This is a genomic window from Streptomyces sp. NPDC002958 (assembly GCF_055563255.1).
The window spans coordinates 185,834-203,356 of sequence record NZ_JBVHDS010000008.1 but is presented as its reverse complement, the minus strand read 5'-3'; the positions used below and the strand labels follow the sequence as shown (position 1 = coordinate 203,356).

General features: G+C 69.2%; 15 protein-coding genes, 2 tRNA genes and 2 pseudogenes. 3 read left to right on the top strand and 16 right to left on the bottom strand.

Translation table 11 applies throughout. The features are described from left to right. Nucleotides 1-15: 15 nt before the first annotated feature. Nucleotides 16-900, bottom strand: a complete 885-nt coding sequence (locus ACZ3IC_RS17195; RefSeq protein WP_467417016.1) for a YceI family protein — start codon at nucleotides 898-900, stop codon at nucleotides 16-18. Between the two features lie 220 nt (nucleotides 901-1,120). Between ACZ3IC_RS17195 and ACZ3IC_RS17190 the strand changes: the two genes are divergently transcribed. Then, complete coding sequence (locus ACZ3IC_RS17190) at nucleotides 1,121-1,576, top strand: pyridoxamine 5'-phosphate oxidase family protein (protein WP_467417015.1); 456 nt, start codon at nucleotides 1,121-1,123, stop codon at nucleotides 1,574-1,576. Nucleotides 1,577-1,632: 56 nt separating this feature from the next. On the opposite strand, the gene ACZ3IC_RS17185 is transcribed toward ACZ3IC_RS17190, so the two are convergent. From ACZ3IC_RS17185 to leuS, 5 genes are all read right to left on the bottom strand, one after another. Next, on the bottom strand, nucleotides 1,633-4,212 hold the full coding sequence (locus tag ACZ3IC_RS17185; RefSeq protein ID WP_467417014.1) for a ComEC/Rec2 family competence protein: 2,580 nt from the start codon (nucleotides 4,210-4,212) through the stop codon (nucleotides 1,633-1,635). After that, nucleotides 4,209-4,970, bottom strand: a complete 762-nt coding sequence (locus ACZ3IC_RS17180; protein ID WP_467417011.1) for a ComEA family DNA-binding protein — start codon at nucleotides 4,968-4,970, stop codon at nucleotides 4,209-4,211. The genes ACZ3IC_RS17185 and ACZ3IC_RS17180 overlap by 4 nt, the downstream gene beginning before the upstream one ends. A gap of 538 nt (nucleotides 4,971-5,508) precedes the next feature. Then, nucleotides 5,509-6,354, bottom strand: coding sequence for a DegV family protein (locus ACZ3IC_RS17175; protein WP_467417008.1), 846 nt, complete (start codon nucleotides 6,352-6,354; stop codon nucleotides 5,509-5,511). 108 nt (nucleotides 6,355-6,462) lie between these two features. Then, on the bottom strand, nucleotides 6,463-7,212 hold the full coding sequence (locus tag ACZ3IC_RS17170; RefSeq protein WP_467417206.1) for a hypothetical protein: 750 nt from the start codon (nucleotides 7,210-7,212) through the stop codon (nucleotides 6,463-6,465). Between the two features lie 211 nt (nucleotides 7,213-7,423). Next, nucleotides 7,424-10,297 carry a leucine--tRNA ligase gene (gene leuS, locus ACZ3IC_RS17165; RefSeq protein WP_467417005.1) on the bottom strand — a complete coding sequence of 958 codons (2,874 nt, stop codon included), beginning with the start codon at nucleotides 10,295-10,297 and terminating at the stop codon, nucleotides 7,424-7,426. A gap of 412 nt (nucleotides 10,298-10,709) precedes the next feature. On the opposite strand from leuS, the pseudogene ACZ3IC_RS17160 reads away from it, so the two are divergent. Continuing rightward, nucleotides 10,710-11,075: pseudogene (locus ACZ3IC_RS17160) on the top strand (oxidoreductase); the annotation flags it as partial. Nucleotides 11,076-11,210: 135 nt separating this feature from the next. On the opposite strand, the gene ACZ3IC_RS17155 reads toward ACZ3IC_RS17160, so the two are convergent. The 3 genes from ACZ3IC_RS17155 to ACZ3IC_RS17145 form a co-directional block, all read right to left on the bottom strand. Then, nucleotides 11,211-11,283: transfer RNA gene (locus tag ACZ3IC_RS17155), tRNA-Ala, on the bottom strand. 135 nt (nucleotides 11,284-11,418) lie between these two features. Further along, nucleotides 11,419-11,652 carry a hypothetical protein gene (locus ACZ3IC_RS17150; protein ID WP_467417003.1) on the bottom strand — a complete coding sequence of 78 codons (234 nt, stop codon included), beginning with the start codon at nucleotides 11,650-11,652 and terminating at the stop codon, nucleotides 11,419-11,421. Nucleotides 11,653-11,905: 253 nt separating this feature from the next. Further along, nucleotides 11,906-12,475: an MFS transporter gene (locus ACZ3IC_RS17145; protein WP_467417001.1), complete on the bottom strand. Its 570-nt coding sequence runs from the start codon at nucleotides 12,473-12,475 to the stop codon at nucleotides 11,906-11,908. Nucleotides 12,476-12,693: 218 nt separating this feature from the next. Between ACZ3IC_RS17145 and ACZ3IC_RS17140 the strand changes: the two are divergent. After that, a pseudogene (locus ACZ3IC_RS17140) lies at nucleotides 12,694-12,960 on the top strand (helix-turn-helix domain-containing protein); the annotation flags it as partial. Between the two features lie 179 nt (nucleotides 12,961-13,139). On the opposite strand, the gene ACZ3IC_RS17135 reads toward ACZ3IC_RS17140, so the two are convergent. The 7 genes from ACZ3IC_RS17135 to ACZ3IC_RS17105 all read right to left on the bottom strand — a co-directional run bounded on the left by ACZ3IC_RS17135 (nucleotide 13,140) and on the right by ACZ3IC_RS17105 (nucleotide 17,442). Further along, nucleotides 13,140-13,212: transfer RNA gene (locus ACZ3IC_RS17135), tRNA-Ala, on the bottom strand. Nucleotides 13,213-13,363: 151 nt separating this feature from the next. Further along, nucleotides 13,364-14,017 carry a histidine phosphatase family protein gene (locus ACZ3IC_RS17130; protein ID WP_467417204.1) on the bottom strand — a complete coding sequence of 218 codons (654 nt, stop codon included), beginning with the start codon at nucleotides 14,015-14,017 and terminating at the stop codon, nucleotides 13,364-13,366. Next, a complete protein-coding gene (gene rsfS, locus ACZ3IC_RS17125; RefSeq protein ID WP_467416999.1) occupies nucleotides 14,014-14,445 on the bottom strand; it encodes a ribosome silencing factor in 432 nt (143 codons plus the stop codon). The genes ACZ3IC_RS17130 and rsfS overlap by 4 nt, the downstream gene beginning before the upstream one ends. Before the next feature lie 114 nt (nucleotides 14,446-14,559). Next, complete coding sequence (locus tag ACZ3IC_RS17120; protein WP_467416997.1) at nucleotides 14,560-16,365, bottom strand: LCP family protein; 1,806 nt, start codon at nucleotides 16,363-16,365, stop codon at nucleotides 14,560-14,562. A gap of 19 nt (nucleotides 16,366-16,384) precedes the next feature. Continuing rightward, the gene (gene nadD / locus ACZ3IC_RS17115; protein ID WP_467416994.1) at nucleotides 16,385-17,002 is read right to left on the bottom strand and encodes a nicotinate-nucleotide adenylyltransferase; all 618 of its coding nucleotides are present in this window, start codon (nucleotides 17,000-17,002) and stop codon (nucleotides 16,385-16,387) included. 38 nt (nucleotides 17,003-17,040) lie between these two features. Beyond that, nucleotides 17,041-17,205 carry a hypothetical protein gene (locus ACZ3IC_RS17110; RefSeq protein WP_467416992.1) on the bottom strand — a complete coding sequence of 55 codons (165 nt, stop codon included), beginning with the start codon at nucleotides 17,203-17,205 and terminating at the stop codon, nucleotides 17,041-17,043. An 84-nt stretch (nucleotides 17,206-17,289) separates the two neighbouring features. Continuing rightward, the gene (locus tag ACZ3IC_RS17105; protein ID WP_467416990.1) at nucleotides 17,290-17,442 is read right to left on the bottom strand and encodes a hypothetical protein; all 153 of its coding nucleotides are present in this window, start codon (nucleotides 17,440-17,442) and stop codon (nucleotides 17,290-17,292) included. Between the last annotated feature and the right edge of the window lie 81 nt (nucleotides 17,443-17,523).

Here is a 17,523-nt window from a genome sequence, read left to right as displayed (position 1 = left end):
GGGGCACCTTCGGGCTCAGCTCTTGGGGACGATCTGGATGTCCATGTCGATGGAGATGCTGGAGCCGATGGCAGCGATGCCGCGGGCCAGCATGGTCTGCCAGGTGAGGGTGAAGTCCTCGCGGTGCAGTTCCGTGGTGGCCCGGCAGGCGGCGCGGGTCTCGCCCTCCAAGCCGTTGCCCAGACCGAGGTACTGGGTGTCCAGCGTGACGGTACGGCTGACGCCGTGCAGTGTGAGCGCGCCGGTCACACCCCAGCGGGTGCCGCCGCGGTGGACGAAGCGGTCGCTGTAGAACTCCAGCGTCGGGTAGCGCCCGACGTCGAGGAAGTCGCCGGAGCGCAGATGGTCGTCACGCATCTGGACGTTCGTGTCGATCGACGCGGCATCGATGATCACGTGCATGGCCGAGTCCTCCATGCGGTCGGCGATCCGGACGGCACCGGCGAAGGTGTTGAACCGGCCATGGATGCGCGCCATGCCAATGTGCCGGGCCGTGAAGCCGATCTGCGAGTGCATCGGCTCGACCTCCCACTCGCCCGGGTCGGGCAACTGCGGAGGCGCGGACAGCTGCAGGGTCACATCGCCGAGGCTCGCGTGGCCGCTCTCGACGACCGTGGCCGCGCCGTGGAAGGGGGTGAAGCCCTCAGCCGTGACGGCCAACCGGTATTCGCCGGCCGGGACGGTGGCAAGCACGTTGCCGTACGGGTCCGTCTCACCGCCGAAGACCTTGCGGCCGACGCTGTCCATGACCACGAACTCGGCCTGCTGCACAACTTCATTGACGGGGTCGAGTACACGGCAACTGAGCACTCCGGCGGTGCGTGGCACCTCGAGCCCGGTGAGGGCGTTGCCACGCGCGGCCTCCTTCGCTCCCCTGTTTCCCAGCCAACGGCCGAACATCTTCTACCTACCCCCTGGGGCGATTCACCTTGGGGCCTGACGGCTGGACATCCTCGTCGGAGCAGCGGCCCACCGACGATCATCCATTCGATCACTATTGTGGTGTTCGAGGCAAACAGAGCAGCTCGCAGGGGCTTGGGTAGGGGTGTTACCGAAGGTCCGGATTGGTCGTTCCACTTGTACGCATCACTCATTCGACGCGCCCGCTATCGTGCGGAGCGTGAAGAATCCGGAGCCGGCACGCAGCCGGGAGCAGCGCAAGCAGGATGTGCTCGACCGCCTGGAGAAGGACCACGACGCCTGGGTGGCGACCGCTTCGGCCGACGGGGAACCGAGTTTGGTGCCGCTGTCGTTCGTGTGGGACGCCGGAACACTGCTGATGGCTACGCGCCGTACCAACCCCACCGCGGTCAATGTGACGCCGACCGGGCAGGCCAGGATCAGTCTCGGTCACACCCGTGATGTGGTGCTCATCGAGGCGACGGCCGAGGTCGTCGAGGGTGCGGACCTCTCCGCGGAATCGGGCGACGCCTTCGCGACAAAACTGAACTGGGACCTGCGGGGCCGCACCGCGTGGGTGTATCTCCGCTTCACTCCGTATGCGGTCAGGGCATGGCGAGAAGAGAACGAGTTGGCCGGGCGGGAGCTGATGGCCGAAGGCGCCTGGCTGGACTGAGGCGAGGCGGCTGTACGGATGCGCGGCCGTACGGGCGGCCGTCGACGGGGCGGGGCTCATGACCGACCCACCGCCCGCAGCCCCCGCCCGGCACCCGTCACGACGATCGCGCCGTCGGTGTCCGTCCGCAGCACCATCGCGCCACCGGCCCTGAGCGCGTCGACGGTGCGCGCGGCCGGGTGACCGTACGGGTTGTCCCGGCCCACGCTCATCAGGGCGAGTCTCGGGTGCACGCTGCGCAGCAGAGCGAGGTCCTGATGGGCAGAGCCGTGATGGGCGACCTTGAGAACGTCCACCCGTGGCAGTGCGGGATACGTGCGCAACAGCCCCTGCTGGGCCGGTGGTTCGAGGTCGCCCAGGAGCAGCAGAGTCAACCCGCCGGTCCGGACGTACAGGGTGACGCTGGCATCATTCGGCTCCTGCGGTACGGACCCTGCCCATGGAAGCGCCGATGCACCGTCGGCCCCCGTGCCGCCCGCCGGCCAGAGGACCCGCCAGTCGAGCGGCCCGATCCGGCGGCGTTCACCGGGGGCGGCCCGCACTAGGGGGACGCCAGACACGGCAGCCGTTCTCCGGACGAACGCGACCTGGTCCGGCGGTTCGTCCAGGCTCGTCGTCTGGACCGCCCCCACCGCTCTGCCCCGCAGCACACCGGGCAGCCCCCGCACATGGTCCGCGTGGAAGTGCGTGAGGACCAGGAGCGGCACCTCGGTGATGCCCAGGTCGCGCAGGCACCGGTCGGCGAGCCGGGGATCGGGACCGGTGTCGACGACCACACCCGTGCCGTCCCCCGCGGCCAGCACCAGGGCGTCACCCTGCCCCACGTCGCACATCGCGAACGCCCAGTCCGGCGGCGGCCATCCGGTGAGCACCCGGGTGATCGGCACCGGGCGCAGCACCGCAATGATCAGCAGCAGCACGGCGGCCGAACAGACCCAGGGGTGGCGCACGACACGACGGGCCAGCAGCACCAGCAGAGCTGTCAGCGCGGCCAGCAGCAGCGCGCCCTTCCCGCCGTCGGGCCAGTCGATCTCCGCTCCGGGCAGGGCCGCCCCGGTGCGGGCCACCGAGGCGATCCACCCGGTCGGCCACCCCGCGATCCGGGCGAGCAGTTCTGCCACCGGCATGGCCACCGGCGCCAGGGCAAGCGCGGCGAACCCGAGGACCGTGGCCGGCGCCACCGCGAATTCGGCCAGCAGATTGCACGGGATCGCCACCAGACTGACCCGGGAGGCGAGCAGCACGACGACAGGCGCACACACCGCCTGCGCCGCGGCGGCCGCGGCCAACGCCTCGGCGAGCCGGGGTGGAACTTGGCGCCGTTGCAACGCGTCGCTCCACTTCGGGGCGATGGTGAGCAGGGCGCCGGTGGCCAGGACGGAGAGGACGAAGCCGTAACTGCGCGCCATCCACGGGTCGTACAGCACCAGCAGCAGGACCGCAGCTGCCAGCGCGGGGATCAGGGACCTGCGGCGCCCCGTGCCGATGGCGAGCAGGGTGATCAGTCCGCAGGCCGCAGCACGTAGCACGCTCGGCTCGGGGCGGCAGACGATGACGAAGGCGAGTGTGAGGCCGCCGCCGAGCAAAGCCGTCATCCGCAGCGTGATTCCCAACCGGGGTGCCAGACCGCGGCGTTCGACGCGCAACGCCGTGCCCGGCGGTCCGATCAGGAGGACGAGCAGGATTGCCAGGTTGGCACCGGAGACCGCCATCAAGTGGGTGAGGTCGGCCGCCTGGAAGGCATCGTGCAGTTCGGGGGTGACCCGTGAGGTGTCGCCGACGACCAGGCCCGGAAGAAGCGCCCGCGCATCGGGATCGAGCCGCTCGGTCGCCTGCCGCAGACCGCCACGCAGAGCACCCGCCATGCGCTGGACAAAGGTGGGAGGCCCGGTGATGCGGGGCGGGCCCTTGCCCTCCGGCCGCAGTACGGCGGCATTGCGCTCCCCGTCGTGCATCGATGGAGCCAGTCGGCCGCCGATGTGCAGTTGCGTGGAAGGGAGCAACTTCTGCCACCGCGCCATCGATCCGCCGGGCGAGACGATCAGCAACACTGGCGTACGCAGCCGGGTGACCGCACCGTCGCGCCCGGTCAGCCGTGTGATCTCGGCGTCCATGAGGAGCGAGGCGGGCGTGCTGTGGTCGCCTCGCACCCGGGGCCGGGTCTGCCGTGCGTCGGACGTCACCGTCACCTCTGCGTCGACCCTCGCGAACCGCTGGGCCAGCCCCTGGATCGGCCCCTGCCGTACGTCCGCGGCATGCAACCCGGCCGACGCGGCCCCGGCTGCCGCACAGAGCAGCGCGGCAGCGGTGGCGGTCGCGGTTGTGGTGGTGTGCGGCCGTCGCCGGTTGCGTACCGGACTTTCCTCGCCTGCCGCGCCTCCCCCGATGTCGGCCGACAGCCTGCGCATCGCACGGGTTGCCGATGCTCCCGACATCGCCAGAAGCACCATGGCTGCGCCGATGCAGAGCATCACGCCCACCGTCGTCCACCGCCCCGGCGCACTCAGAGCAAGCGCCGCTCCGGCCCAGGCCGCCATGGCCGGCGGGACCAGCCGAAGGTCGACCGGGCCCTCCTGCCGCGGATCGGAGACACCCAGCCGTCGGCCCGACGCCGCATGGACGTCCAGGTGTTTCATGGCCCCACCAATGGTTGGAGGTCGGCGAACCGGCGGTCGCCGATCCCGTTGACCTCGCGGAGCTCATCGACGGAACGGAAACCGCCGTGCTGTGCGCGGTAGTCGATGATGTGCTGGGCGAGAACCGGGCCGACACCGGGCAGGGTGTCGAGTTGTTCGACGGTTGCGCGGTTGAGGCTGACCGGTCCGGTCGTGGCACTGCCGCTGCCGCCCGTAGCGGCTCCTCCCGCACCACTGGCGGCAGGCGGGCCGGATGGGGCACCCACCACGATCTGTTCCCCGTCCATGAGCACCCGCGCCCGGTTGAGCCCGGTGAGGTCGACACCTGGCCGGACTCCGCCCGCCGCACGCAGCGCATCGGCGACCCTCGCACCGGACGGCAGTTGATGAATCCCCGGCCTTCGCACCTTCCCGCCCACATCGACGACGACGTGCCCGCCCGGCCCTGTCGTGGGTGGCGGCCCCGGTGACGGCTCGGGCACTGCGGCGTCATCCGGCGCCGGGACCGAAGTCCGGGCCTGCGCGACCTCATTGACCGGTTCAGGAGCGCGTACGGAGTGGGGGCGCGCGGACCAGAAATGCACCGCGGCGAAGGCTGCGGCCGCGATCAGGACAACGGCCAGCGCGGCGAGGGTCCTTGACTCCAGACCGCATCTGAGCTGCAGCCACACCGGAATCCGCTCCCTCAGCGCGGGAACCACCCGCTCCCACCGCCCCGGCACTCCGGCACCGTCCGGCGCCGGAGCCGAGGTCGACATCGAGGCCGGCGCAGGAGCCGAGGTCGCCGTCGAGGCCGTAGCGGGACTTGGCGTCGAGGGCGGGCTCGGGGCCGACACCGGAGCGGAAGCCGGAGCCGCGACCACCCCCAGCACAGGCCTCGCGACCCGTCCCGCGTACGCACCTCCCATGAGGGCGTCCGCCCGACGGCGCGAAGCCGCCGCCACGGGGTCCGCACGCTCACGCGAAGGCCGTCGCCGTCCGGGGCCGAAGCCGGGACCGCCACGGGCGCGCCCGTCCGAGGCCGGGGCACGACCAGGGCCACTGCCGCCTCCGCTGCCGGGGCCACTGCCGCTACTGCTACCGCTGATTGCACGATGTGATCGGGGAGCCATGCCTCACGACGGTAGGCACATCCTCCCGAACCCGCTGCGCACACCTGATTCCGGTGGACAACCGACCAGTTGTGGATATCTCGACCACCCCGAGGAGTGAGGCCCAGGAAACGAATTGCGAGGCACGAAGCCCAAGAAGCAAGATCAAGAAACAGGATCAAGAAGCAAGGTCGGCGAACCGGCTTCAGCGCGGCGACACCACTGCCCCGAGCAGACCGGGTCCGGTGTGCGCACCGATCACCGCGCCCACCTCGCTGACATGCAGATCGACCAGACCCGGCACCCGCTCGCGCAGCCGCTCGGCGAGCCGCTCAGCCCGCTCGGGTGCCGCGAGGTGATGCACGGCGATGTCCACCCGGCCGCTGCCCGCCCGTTCCGCGACGATCTCCTCCAGGCGCGCGATCGCCTTCGAGGCCGTCCGTACCTTCTCCAGCAGTTCGATACGGCCGTCGTCCAGCTGGAGCAGCGGCTTCACGGCGAGTGCCGATCCCAGCAGTGCCTGTGCTGCGCCGATACGACCGCCACGGCGCAGATAGTCCAGTGTGTCCACGTAGAAGTACGCGGAGGTGCCCGCGGCCCGCTTCTCCGCGGCTGCGACGGCCTCGTCCAGGCTTCCGCCCGCCTCCGCCGTCTCCGCCGCCGCCAGGGCGCAGAATCCCAGAGCCATGGCGACCATCCCGGTGTCCACCACCCGTACCGGAACCTGTGCGTCCTTCGCCGCGAGCAGAGCGGCATCGTACGTGCCCGAGATCTCGGCCGAGAGGTGCAGCGAGACGACGCTGGTGGCTCCGGCCCCGGCAGCCGCCCGGTATGCGGCGGCGAACACCTCCGGGCTGGGCCGGGAAGTCGTCACGGGGCGACGTTTCTGGAGCGCCACCGCGAGGGAACGGGCCGAGATCTCGGTGCCGTCCTCCAGAGCCTGATCACCGAGGACTACGGTCAGCGGCACCGCGGTGATGGCATGCCGCTCCATCGTCTCTGGCGGCAGGTAGGCCGTGGAATCGGTGACGATCGCGACATGGCGGGACATGAGCGGGAGGTTACCTGGCGCGTCCACGGCTCGGCAGTCCGACCCCGACCGAATGATCGCTCGTGATCGCTTCGGACCGCATCCTGTCACCGCCGGTCATCGAACGTCTCAGTTCGTCGTTTCGGGCCGAGCTGCCTTCTGCCACGGGTATTCGGTCTGCCGTCGCGGGTCCGGAGCCGTGATCGCCTGCGCCACGTCGTCGGCCTGCCCACGCCCCTGCTCCTGCCCTTGTCGACCGCCCTGTCCTTGTCCCTTGTCGCACCCATCGCCCTGCGGTTGTTCGTGCTCCTGCCCGCGAACCGACTGGTCCGGCTCCACCGTCCAGTGCCGCAGCGCCCCCGCCTCCATGTCGATCTGCTCATTCAGCACTGTCAAATCGTCATCGGTGAACTGCCGTGCCCGGTCACGCGCGGCCCAGCGCAGCGAATCCGCAGAGTGCGTGATCCGCTCCGTACGCTGCTTCAGGCCCGGCAGCAGCGAGGCGACCGTCGCCCGGTCGGGCTCGCGCTCCAGTCTCTTCAGCTCCTCGTCCAGCTCGCGCCCGTGCACACTCAGCCGCTGAAAGAGGCCCAGTGTCTCCGAGAGCGAGGCGTCTTCGACGACTCCCGTCTCCAATGCCTCCTGCGTGGCCCGCATGGATGTGCGCAGCGCGAGCCGCAACTGTGCCAGCTCTCCGCCCACGCCCGCCTGGCCATAGCGCTTCGCCCGCAGCGCGGTGTCCTCGACGGTGCGGCGTGCCTGGGTGATCGTGCGGTCCACACCGCGCTTCGCCACGCCGATGGCTTTGACGCCGGCGTACACGCCCAGGGCGATGAACGCGAAAAAGAGCAACCCCAGAATCAGGATCACGGCTTCCATGAGCGCCCCTCGGATGTCGTTTCGTCTGCCGGGTGCCGGCCCCTCCACCGTAAACGGAAAGGGCAGGCCGAGGGTTCCTTCGAAACCCCCAACCTGCCCGTAGGGGAACACCCCCACATTTCCGCACAGCAACCGGCGGCTGCGCGACGACCGTCACGCCGGGACGATGAGCGCCCTCACGCACACCCTCACGCGAGGACGGTCGGCACCGTCACGCCGGGACGATGTTGACCAGCTTCGGCGCCCGCACGATCACCTTGCGGATCCCCGCACCGTCCAGCGCCGCGACCACGGCCGGGTCGGCCAGGGCCAGCGCTTCCAGTTCCTCGTCCGCGATCGACGGGGAGATCTCCAGGCGTGCCTTGACCTTGCCCTTGACCTGCACGACGCAGGTCACGGTCTCGTCCACGACGTACGCCGGGTCGGCGACCGGGAAGTCCTGGTGCACGACCGACTCGGTGTGGCCCAGTCGGCGCCACAGCTCCTCGGCGATGTGCGGCGCCAGCGGCGCCATCAGCAGCACCAGTGACTCGGCGACACTCCGGGACAGCGGGCCGCCCGCTTTGGTCAGGTGGTTGTTCAGCTCGGTGACCTTGGCGATGGCTGTGTTGAAGCGCATCCCGGCCATGTCCTGGCCGACCCCGTCGATCGCCTTGTGCAGTGCCCGCAGCGTCTCCTCGTCCGGTTCCGTGTCCACAACGGTGACCTCACCGGTCTCCTCGTCCACGACGTTGCGCCACAGCCGCTGCAGCAGCCGGTACTGACCGACGACGGCACGCGTGTCCCACGGCCGCGACACGTCCAGGGGGCCCATCGCCATCTCGTACAGGCGCAGCGTGTCGGCACCGTATTCGGCGCAGATCTCGTCCGGCGTGACAGCGTTCTTCAGGGACTTGCCCATCTTGCCCAGGACGCGGCTGACCTTCTCGCCCTGGTAGTAGAACTTTCCGTCCCGCTCCTCGACCTCGGCCGCCGGGACCGCGATGCCGCGGCTGTCCCGGTAGACGAACGCCTGGATCATGCCCTGGTTGTACAGCTTGTGGAACGGCTCGGCGGACGAGATGTGCCCCAGGTCGTGCAGCACCTTGGACCAGAAGCGGGCGTACAGCAGATGCAGTACGGCGTGCTCGGCGCCGCCGACGTACAGGTCGACACCACCGGTCGGCTGCCCCTCGCGCGGGCCCATCCAGTACTGCTCGATCGCCGGGTCGACCAGCTGCCGGTCGTTGTTCGGGTCCAGGTAGCGCAGCTCGTACCAGCAGGAGCCCGCCCAGTTGGGCATGGTGTTGGTCTCGCGGCGGTACTTCTTCGGGCCGTTGCCGTCGCCCAGGTCCAGGGTGACGTTGACCCAGTCGGCGTTCCGGGACAGCGGGGTCTCGGGCTGGGTGTCGGCGTCCTCCGGGTCGAAGGTGCGCGGCGAGTAGTCGTCGACCTCCGGCAGCTCCAGGGGCAGCATCGACTCGGGCAGCGGGTGGGCGATGCCGTCCTCGTCGTAGACGATCGGGAAGGGCTCGCCCCAGTAGCGCTGGCGGCTGAACAGCCAGTCGCGCAGCCGGAAGTTGACGGTGCCCTCACCGACGCCGTGCGCCTTCAGCCACTCGGTGATCTTCGCCTTGGCGTCGACGACGCCCAGACCGTCCAGCGAGACCTCGTCATTGGCGGAGTTGACCAGCTTCGCTTCGTACGAGGCGAAGGCGTCGTCCCATGTCGAGGGATCCGTGCCGCGGTCGTCCGACGGCTGGACGACACAGCGCATCGGCAGCTCGAAGGCGCGCGCGAAAGCGAAGTCGCGCGCGTCGTGCGCCGGTACGGCCATGATCGCGCCGGTGCCGTAGCCCATCAGGACGTAGTCGGCGATGAAGACGGGCACCTTCTCGCCACTGACCGGGTTGGTCGCGTACGCACCGGTGAAGACACCGGTCTTGTCCTTGGCCTCGGCCTGCCGCTCCACGTCGGACTTGGCGGCGGCCAGCTTGCGGTATGCGGTGACGGCCTCGGCCGGGGACGCGTGTCCGCCGGTCCACACCGGGTGGGTGCCCTCGGGCCAGGCGGACGGAATGATCCGCTCGACCAGCTCGTGCTCGGGCGCCAGCACCATGTAGGTGGCACCGAACAGGGTGTCCTGGCGGGTGGTGAAGACGGTGATGTCGCCTGCCCCGTCGACCGGGAAGTCGACGCGCGCGCCTTCGGAACGCCCGATCCAGTTGCGCTGCTGCAGCTTGATGGCCTCGGGCCAGTCCAGCCCGTCCAGGTCGTTCAGCAGCCGGTCGGCGTAGGCGGTGATGCGCATGTTCCACTGGCGCAGCTTGGCCTTGAAGACGGGGAAGTTGCCGCGCTCGGAGCGGCCGTCGGCCGTCACCTCCTCATTGGCCAGTACGGTGCCCAGGCCCGGCGACCAGTTGACGGGCGCGTCGGAGGCGTACGCCAGGCGGTACTCACCCAGGACGTCAGCGCGCTCGGCCGCGGCCAGCTCACCCCAGGGGCGGCCGTCCGGGGTGGGGCGCGAACCGCTCTCGAACTGTGCGACCAGCTCGGCGATCGGGCGGGCCCGGTCGGCCTCGGTGTCGTACCAGGAGTTGAAGATCTGCAGGAAGATCCACTGGGTCCACTTGTAGTACTCCGACTCGATCGTGGCGAACGAGCGGCGCTTGTCGTGGCCCAGGCCCAGCCGGCGCAGCTGAGCGGTCATGTTCTCGATGTTGGCTTCGGTGGAGACCCGCGGGTGCGTACCGGTCTGCACGGCGTACTGCTCCGCGGGCAGGCCGAAGGCGTCGAAGCCCAGGGTGTGCAGCACGTTGTGCCCGGTCATCCGCTGGTGGCGGGCGAAGACATCGGTGGCGATGTAGCCGAGCGGGTGACCGACGTGCAGGCCCGCACCCGAGGGGTACGGGAACATGTCCATGATGAACTTCTTCGGCTTGGCGGCCTGTTCCGGATTGTCCGCCAGGTCACCGGTCGGATTCGGCGCCTCGTACGTGCCCTCGGCGTCCCAGAAGTCCTGCCAGCGTGCCTCGATGTCGGCGGCCATCGCCGCCGTGTAGCGGTGCGGCGCAGCCGTCTCGGCTGCGGAATTCGTCTCGCTCATGATCCTCAAAGCTCCATCGATCGTCATCTGCCGGCGCCCACGTCTACGGACACACGTTCACGGAAACGAAAAATCCCCTCGCACAGGAGGGGACGCCGCGCCGATTCCGACCAGGCATTCTCACCGGTCGGGACTGATCAGCGCGGCTCGCTAAGCAGAAGGCGTACGGCACGCATGGCGTCAGGGTACCGCACAGCTCCGGAGCCGGGCCGGGCACGGCCGATCCATGGACAGGACGGCGGGAGCGACCCTCACGGCAGCGGCTGCCCGGTCAGGGCGTCCACCGGGCCTCTGCCGCCGCCTCACTCGGCTTCCTGCTGCTCCACGTCGCCATGAAGGTCGCGCTCGGGCATGTGGTGCCGATCGGCGCGCGACGCTCTTTCCGCCGAACCGGACCCGGTGGTACGTGCGGCATCGCTTCCTGGACGGCGCGCTCCTGGCCGCCGAGGCGCTGGGCGCCCGTACGTTGATCGTCGCCGCCACCCGTAACTCCACGGAGGCCCCCGTGCGCGCCGCCCTGGCCGCGCGTGGCCTGTCCGAACGGCGGGGCCGGCAGTTGTGCGCCCGGGGTGGTGCGCGCCCCTGAGCGGATGGCCTCCGGCGATGCCTCGGCAGCCATCCGGGCGGCGGGCGGCGGCCCCGCGCTGCCGCCCGGCCGTCGAGAGTGCGCCGCCGAGTCGGGGGCTCGGGCGCACCGACCCCGCTGTCGAACGCGGAGACGTACGCACAGCTCGCCCTCGCCGCCCGGATCGGGGCCCGTCGCTACGGGCACACCGGACCGAGGAGGAGGCGGGACGCCCCGCGGCGCCCTCCGCACATCGGCCGGAAGGCTCTTGGCAGTGGTCGCGATTGACGTACACACACGAGAAGCGGGTCACCCTGTGAGGATGACTCGCTTCTCATTTCTTCACTGTGGAGCTAAGGAGAATTGAACTCCTGACCTCCTGCATGCCATGCAGGCGCTCTACCAACTGAGCTATAGCCCCGTGCTGTGTGCCGCCTGGTTTCCCGCGGCGACATCGAGAACATTACCGGTGACCCCACCACTCCACCAAATCGTTTCCCATCCGATCCGCTTTGACCGATTTTGCGACAGCTTGGTCGAGTGGCGACACGGGGATTCACGCAGTGGCGAAGGAGTAGAAACGCTTGAGCGTGCAGTGCTCCTCCAGCAGCCGCCCGTAGATCGGCTCCCCCTCAAGTTCCCGGTAGGTCTCGATCGGGTCGCCCTTTATGACCAGCGCCCGCGCACACTCCTCGCACCAGTACTGGTAGTCCGGATTGATCGGATCCATGTCCCTGACGATGGGCGTACCACTGCCGCACCAGTCGCACTTCCGCCTGTGTACACCCATGGGTCAGCTCCGGCTTTGGCCGCGGGCGGTGCACGCACTGGAGACTCCGCCGTTCTCGCCGAGCACTTGGGCCGCACGGGACGGACCACCAGCAGGACGACGGGCGCGGCGTTCGGGGACAAGGGGCAGGTCCGGGACCTCGTGGCGGCTCGCAGGCATCGCGCGCTCCCTCCCGTTCGGTCCGTCGCCCCCTCCGGCAATCCGATTCTGCCATGACCCCGCAAGGGGGTCAGCCCGCCGGATATCCGGCCGGTCACCGACGCCGTACGAGATCCGCCGACGCGCCCGCAATCGCCGCCACCGAGAGCCCGAGAGCGCATACCCACAGCGCATGCCCAAACCCCTGAACCCCTGACGTATCAAGGTGGTTGAGGCAGAGCGTGCCGAATGCCGCGACACCGGTCAGCTGACCGAGCTGGGTGACGGTCACCAGTACACCGCTCGCATCAGCCACGTCCTCAGGACGTACATTCGCCAACGCACTTGTAAGGGTGGGATTGAAGCCCAACACCATGCCGCTGCCCATGGCCACGAAGGCCACATACAGCCAGGGTCCGCCGCCGCCGTCACGCATCAACAGCCCGACGGCCACGGAGGCAACAGTCATCAGGACGAACCCGCCCGGAACCAGGGCCCCTTGAATCCGCGCGAACCACCGGCGCCAAATCAGCCCGATCACACCGAATACCAGCGCGGTCGGTGCGAACATCAGCCCCACGCGCAGCGCCGAGTAGCCCAACCGCGCGGTAGGACCGAGCGCCCGGATCCGCGCCTCGTCGGCGAAGTGGCGCTGGACGAGGCTGAGCACCTGCGGAATCATCACCGCCGCACCCGCTCCCTGGATCAGCCGCAAGGCAATCAACTGCCCGGCTTCCGCCGCGAGTCCGCAGGTCGGCGAAGCAGCGGTGAAGACGGCGAGTGCGACCGGATGGGCCCGGCCGTGTCCGAGCAGACCGCCCAGCCCGGCGTCGGTGATTGAGCCCGCTGATGCGGCACTGACAGCACCTGGTAACTCCCGTGCGGGGCAACGACGATGGGGGCGTGACAACGGTGACGACACATCAGCAGGACGGGCACCTGAGGCATCCGGAGCTCGCGGCCTTTCTGCGCAACCGCCGGGCGCGGGTGAATCCCGCCGATGTAGGCATGGCGCCCGGACTGCGCTGCCGCACCCCGGGCCTGCGCCACGAGGAGGTCGCACAGCTCTCCGGCGCCGGTATCACCTGATACAGCTGACTGGAACAGGGGCGTCCGATCAACGCGTCGCCGCAGGTCCTGGAGGCCGTGGCGCGCACCCTCCGGCTGGACTTCCGCCCTGTCCCGTTGCCCATTGGGCCCAGGAGCTGCCGGTCATGGTGGCGGCGCTGCGGCGGCGCCGAGAGGCGTAACCGGAGGAACGGTCAGGGCGATCGGACGGCCAGGAGCAAGCACGGCGCCCAGGGGGAACGCAAAGATCCCGTCCCCTGGCGGGAACGGGATCTTGATTGTGGAGCTAAGGAGAATTGAACTCCTGACCTCCTGCATGCCATGCAGGCGCTCTACCAACTGAGCTATAGCCCCGCTGTTCGCTATGTTTCCCTGCGTTTCCGCGCTGCGAACAAGAAGAACTTTAGCCTGTGACCAGCCAGAAAGTGAAATCCGGCCGACGCCCCCCGAAGATCGTCTCCGAGCGCCGTCCAGGGCTGGCCCCCATGGGCAGGTCCCGGCATTCCTAGGTGTCGTCGCCGAGTACCGGCTCGGGCAGTGTGCCGGCGTTGTGCTCCAGCAGGCGCCAGCCGCGCGCGCCCTCGCCCAGCACTGACCAGCAGCAATTGGAGAGCCCACCGAGACCTTCCCAGTGGTGCGACTCCAGACCCAGCAGCCGACCGATGGTGGTGCGGATGGTGCCGCCGTGACTGACCACGACGAGCGTGCCGCTGTCGGGCAGCTTGTCGGCGTGTCCGAGTACGACGGGGGCGGCCCGGTCGGCGACCTCGGTCTCCAGCTCACCGCCGCCGCGGCGCACGGGCTCGCCGCGCTTCCATGCGGCGTACTGCTCGCCGTACTGCCCGACGATCTCCTCGTGGGTGAGGCCCTGCCAGGCGCCCGCGTAGGTCTCGCGCAGCCCCGCGTCGTGTGCGACTTCGAGGCCGGTGACCGCAGCGAGCTCAGCGGCCGTGGCCGCCGCCCGCTGCAGATCGGAGGCGACGATGGCATGCGGCTTCAACGAGGCGAGCAGCCGGGCGGCCCGCCGGGCCTGCCCGACTCCGGCGTCGGTGAGCGTGATGTCCGTGGAGCCCTGGAACCGGCGCTCCAGATTCCATGCCGTCTGGCCGTGTCGCCAGAGAACGATCCTGCGGCCCCTGCCGCTTCCGCTGCCTTTCAGCTCTGCTCACCTTCCGTACTGCCGGTGAGCTGGGCGTGCTCCTCGGCCTTGCCTCGGGTCTTGACGGCGTCCTCGGGAAGCGCGATCTCGGGGCAGTCCTTCCAGAGGCGCTCCAGCGCGTAGAAGACCCGCTCCTCGCTGTGCTGGACGTGGATGACGATGTCGACGTAGTCGAGGAGGATCCAGCGGGCGTCGCGGTCGCCCTCGCGGCGCACCGGCTTGGCGCCGAGCTCCTTCTGGAGCCGCTCCTCGATCTCGTCGACGATCGACTTGACCTGGCGGTCGTTGGGGGCCGAGGCCAGCAGGAAGGCGTCTGTGATCGACAGCACGTCGCTGACGTCGTACGCGATGACGTCGTGCGCGAGGCGGTCGGCGGCCGCCTGAGCGGCGGCGTTGATGAGCTCGATGGAGCGGTCCGTGGCGGTCACAAGCAGGCTTTCGTCGGCGGTCAGATCAACCTCTAGGGTCTCACGGACCGCCGACAGCCCACGCAGCGAACGTTCGAAGATCGAATCGACATCATCCGGGCGGTGCGGTCCCGGTCATTCGACCTCGTAGTTCTGGCCGAGCACGACGGACACATCCGCGTTCGCGGCGGGCTTGCCCTGCTTCACCGCGCTCGTCGGCAGGCCCAGCGTCTTGGCGACCTGCGTCGCCTTCTCCTTGTCCGCCGCGGTCTTGTAGACGACCTCGGACATCGCCACGGTCTCGGCCGTTCCGCCTCCGACGAAGGCATAGCCGCCGTTGACCAGCTTGATCCGAGCGGATTCCGCGCCGTCCTTGCCGCCAGTGGCGTTCTTGACTCCGACCCGCACCGCCGCGTCAGCCTCCGGAGCCTTCACCGTGCCGCCCAGAATGTCCTTGACGACGCTCTCGGTGGCCGCTTCGGTGAGTGTGCCGTCGGCCTGCACCGGCAGAAGCGCCGTCTTGTAGTCGCCTACCTTGGCATGCTGGGCGAGCTTCGCCAGAGAGGCGCCGAGGTCCTTCTCGGGGAGCGACGGATCGAGGATCTGCGCCAGCGTCTGCACGGTGACCGTGGCGGCCTTCGGGTCGTCCGAGATCTTCCGCAGAACGCCCCGCAGCACCTCCCCGAACCTCATGAGCTGCTTGGTCTCGGCCTCACCGGGCGCCCGGTAGGTGGCGTACGCGACGGCCATCTGACCGCTCAGGGTCTGCGCCTCGCCCTTCTTCACCAGAGGGGGAGCACTCTTCTTCGTGTCGGGCACATCGGTGTCGGTGTCGACCTCGATGTTGCCGACCAGATCGACGAGGGTCTCCAGATACGGGGTGTCGAGCCGCCACGTACCGCCGATTCTGGTGCCGAGCAGTGTGTCGATGGACTCGCGGGTGCCGGTGGTTCCGTCGTCCTCGACGGACTTGCCGAGGGTGGTCGTGACGCCATCGTCGTCGGAGACCGCGAGCGAGTTGGGGAGCAGGACCGTGGTCCCCTGCTTCGTCGTCACGTTGTCGACGAGCAGTGCCGTGGAGGTGCCGCCCTTCTTGGTGTCGTGCAGATGGACCACGATGACGTCCCGCTGCTGCGGGCCCGTCGATGCCGTGTTGTCCTTCTCCGAGTCGGAGAGGCCGGGGATCTTTCCGGCGGACCAGAGGTAACCGACGCCGCCGACCACCACCAGGACCACCACGACTATCAGGGCGATCATGCGGTTGTGGCCGCGACGCCGTGCCTCCTCGCGCCGCTCGCTGCGGCTCTCGGTGAACTTCAGCCAGTCGATGACATCTTCGGAGTCCTCGTCGGGCTCCTCGATGAAGGCGAACTGCTCGGTGCCGTAGTCGCGGTCGGCGCGGCGCTGTCCGGGGACGGCCGGTTCCGGCCCGGCCTCGAAGCCGGGCTCGGCCCCGGATGCCTGCGGGGACGGCGCGGGTGCAGGCGGGGACGGCTGCGCGGCGGCCTGCTGCGGGATGTTCCACTGCTGGGTGGTGTCGACCGCGGCGGGCTGTCGGCCGGTGTCGTAGCCATAGCCGTCGTAGCCGCCGTACGCCTGCTGCTGGGGCTGTTGCGGCTGCTGAGACTGGGGCTGTTGAGGCTGAGGCTGTGCGTACGGGTCGTACGGCTGCGGCTGCACGGGCTGTTGAGGCTGAGGCTGGGCATACGGGTCGTACGGCTGCGGCTGCGGCTGCGGCTGCGGCTGCGGCTGCGGCTGCTGCTGCTGGGCGTACGGGTCGTATCCGTACCCCTGGTCGGTCTGATGCGGCTGCTGCTGAGGCGCATACGGGTCGTATGTCTGTTGCCCGGGCTGCTGGTACACCGGCTGCCCGTAATCGTCGTAGCCGATGATCTGCGGCTGCTGGTAATACGGGTCGTACGGGTTCTGTCGGTCGTTCACCGGTGCCCCTCTGCGTGGCTCATTCGCCGCGGTACAGCTGGCGCTTGTCGATGTAGCGGACCACACCGTCCGGCACCAAATACCAGACCGGCTCCCCCTGCGCGACCCTCTCACGGCAGTCTGTGGACGAGATCGCCAGCGCGGGCACCTCCACGAGGGAGACCCCGCCCTCCGGCAGTCCGGCGTCCGTGAGCACATGCCCCGGCCGCGTCACACCGATGAAGTGGGAGAGCGAGAACAGTTCGTCGGCGTCCCGCCAGGTGAGGATCTGGGAAAGCGCGTCGGCGCCGGTGATGAAGAAGAGGTCCGCGTCGCCGTGAATCGCGCGCAGGTCCCGCAGCGTATCGATGGTGTACGTCGGCCCGCTGCGGTCGATGTCGCTCCGACTGACCGAGAACTGCGGGTTGGACGCCGTCGCGATGACCGTCATCAGATAGCGGTCCTCGGCCGGGGAGACGTGCTTGTGGCTCTTCTGCCACGGCTGCCCGGTCGGAACGAAGATCACCTCGTCGAGGTGGAACTGGGCGGCCACTTCGCTGGCCGCCACCAGGTGTCCATGATGAATCGGGTCAAACGTCCCGCCCATCACGCCGATTCGGCGCTTTCTGCGGCCGGTAGGCACTTCCTGCTCTCCCATGCGTGCAGAGCCTACTGGCACAGCTGTACGCCTTCGGCTCAGCGGTCGCGGTTGAAGCGAGTGGTGATCCAGAGCAGGAGCAGCAGAGCAACGAACGCACCACCCCCGGTGAGATACGGGCTGAGGCTTTCGTGGTTGCCACCGTGCTCGCCGCCCTCGGAGGCGAGAGTGGCCAGCTGGTGCGCGGTGCTCGTGAGGCTCATCTTCGGCAGGACCTATCGATCGGGAGTCGGAAGGAAGACGTCGCGCACATCGTATGCGGGCGCCCCGGGCACGCTCACGACGACTCAGTCGTTGTTGTCGTCGTTGCGGTATCCGCGGAGGAGGAACCAGGCCAGGAGGACGGCTCCGACGAGCGAGGCGAGCAGCACGATGCGGAGCGTGTTGCCGGGCCCTTGATCCTCGGATGCGGCGGCGAGCAGAGCAACGGTATGCGGCATGTCGGGCGTCTCCTCAGTTATCCACAGCCCCCCGCACACCGTAGCCCCAGCACCTACGCTGGGATTTGTCAGGGGGCGAGC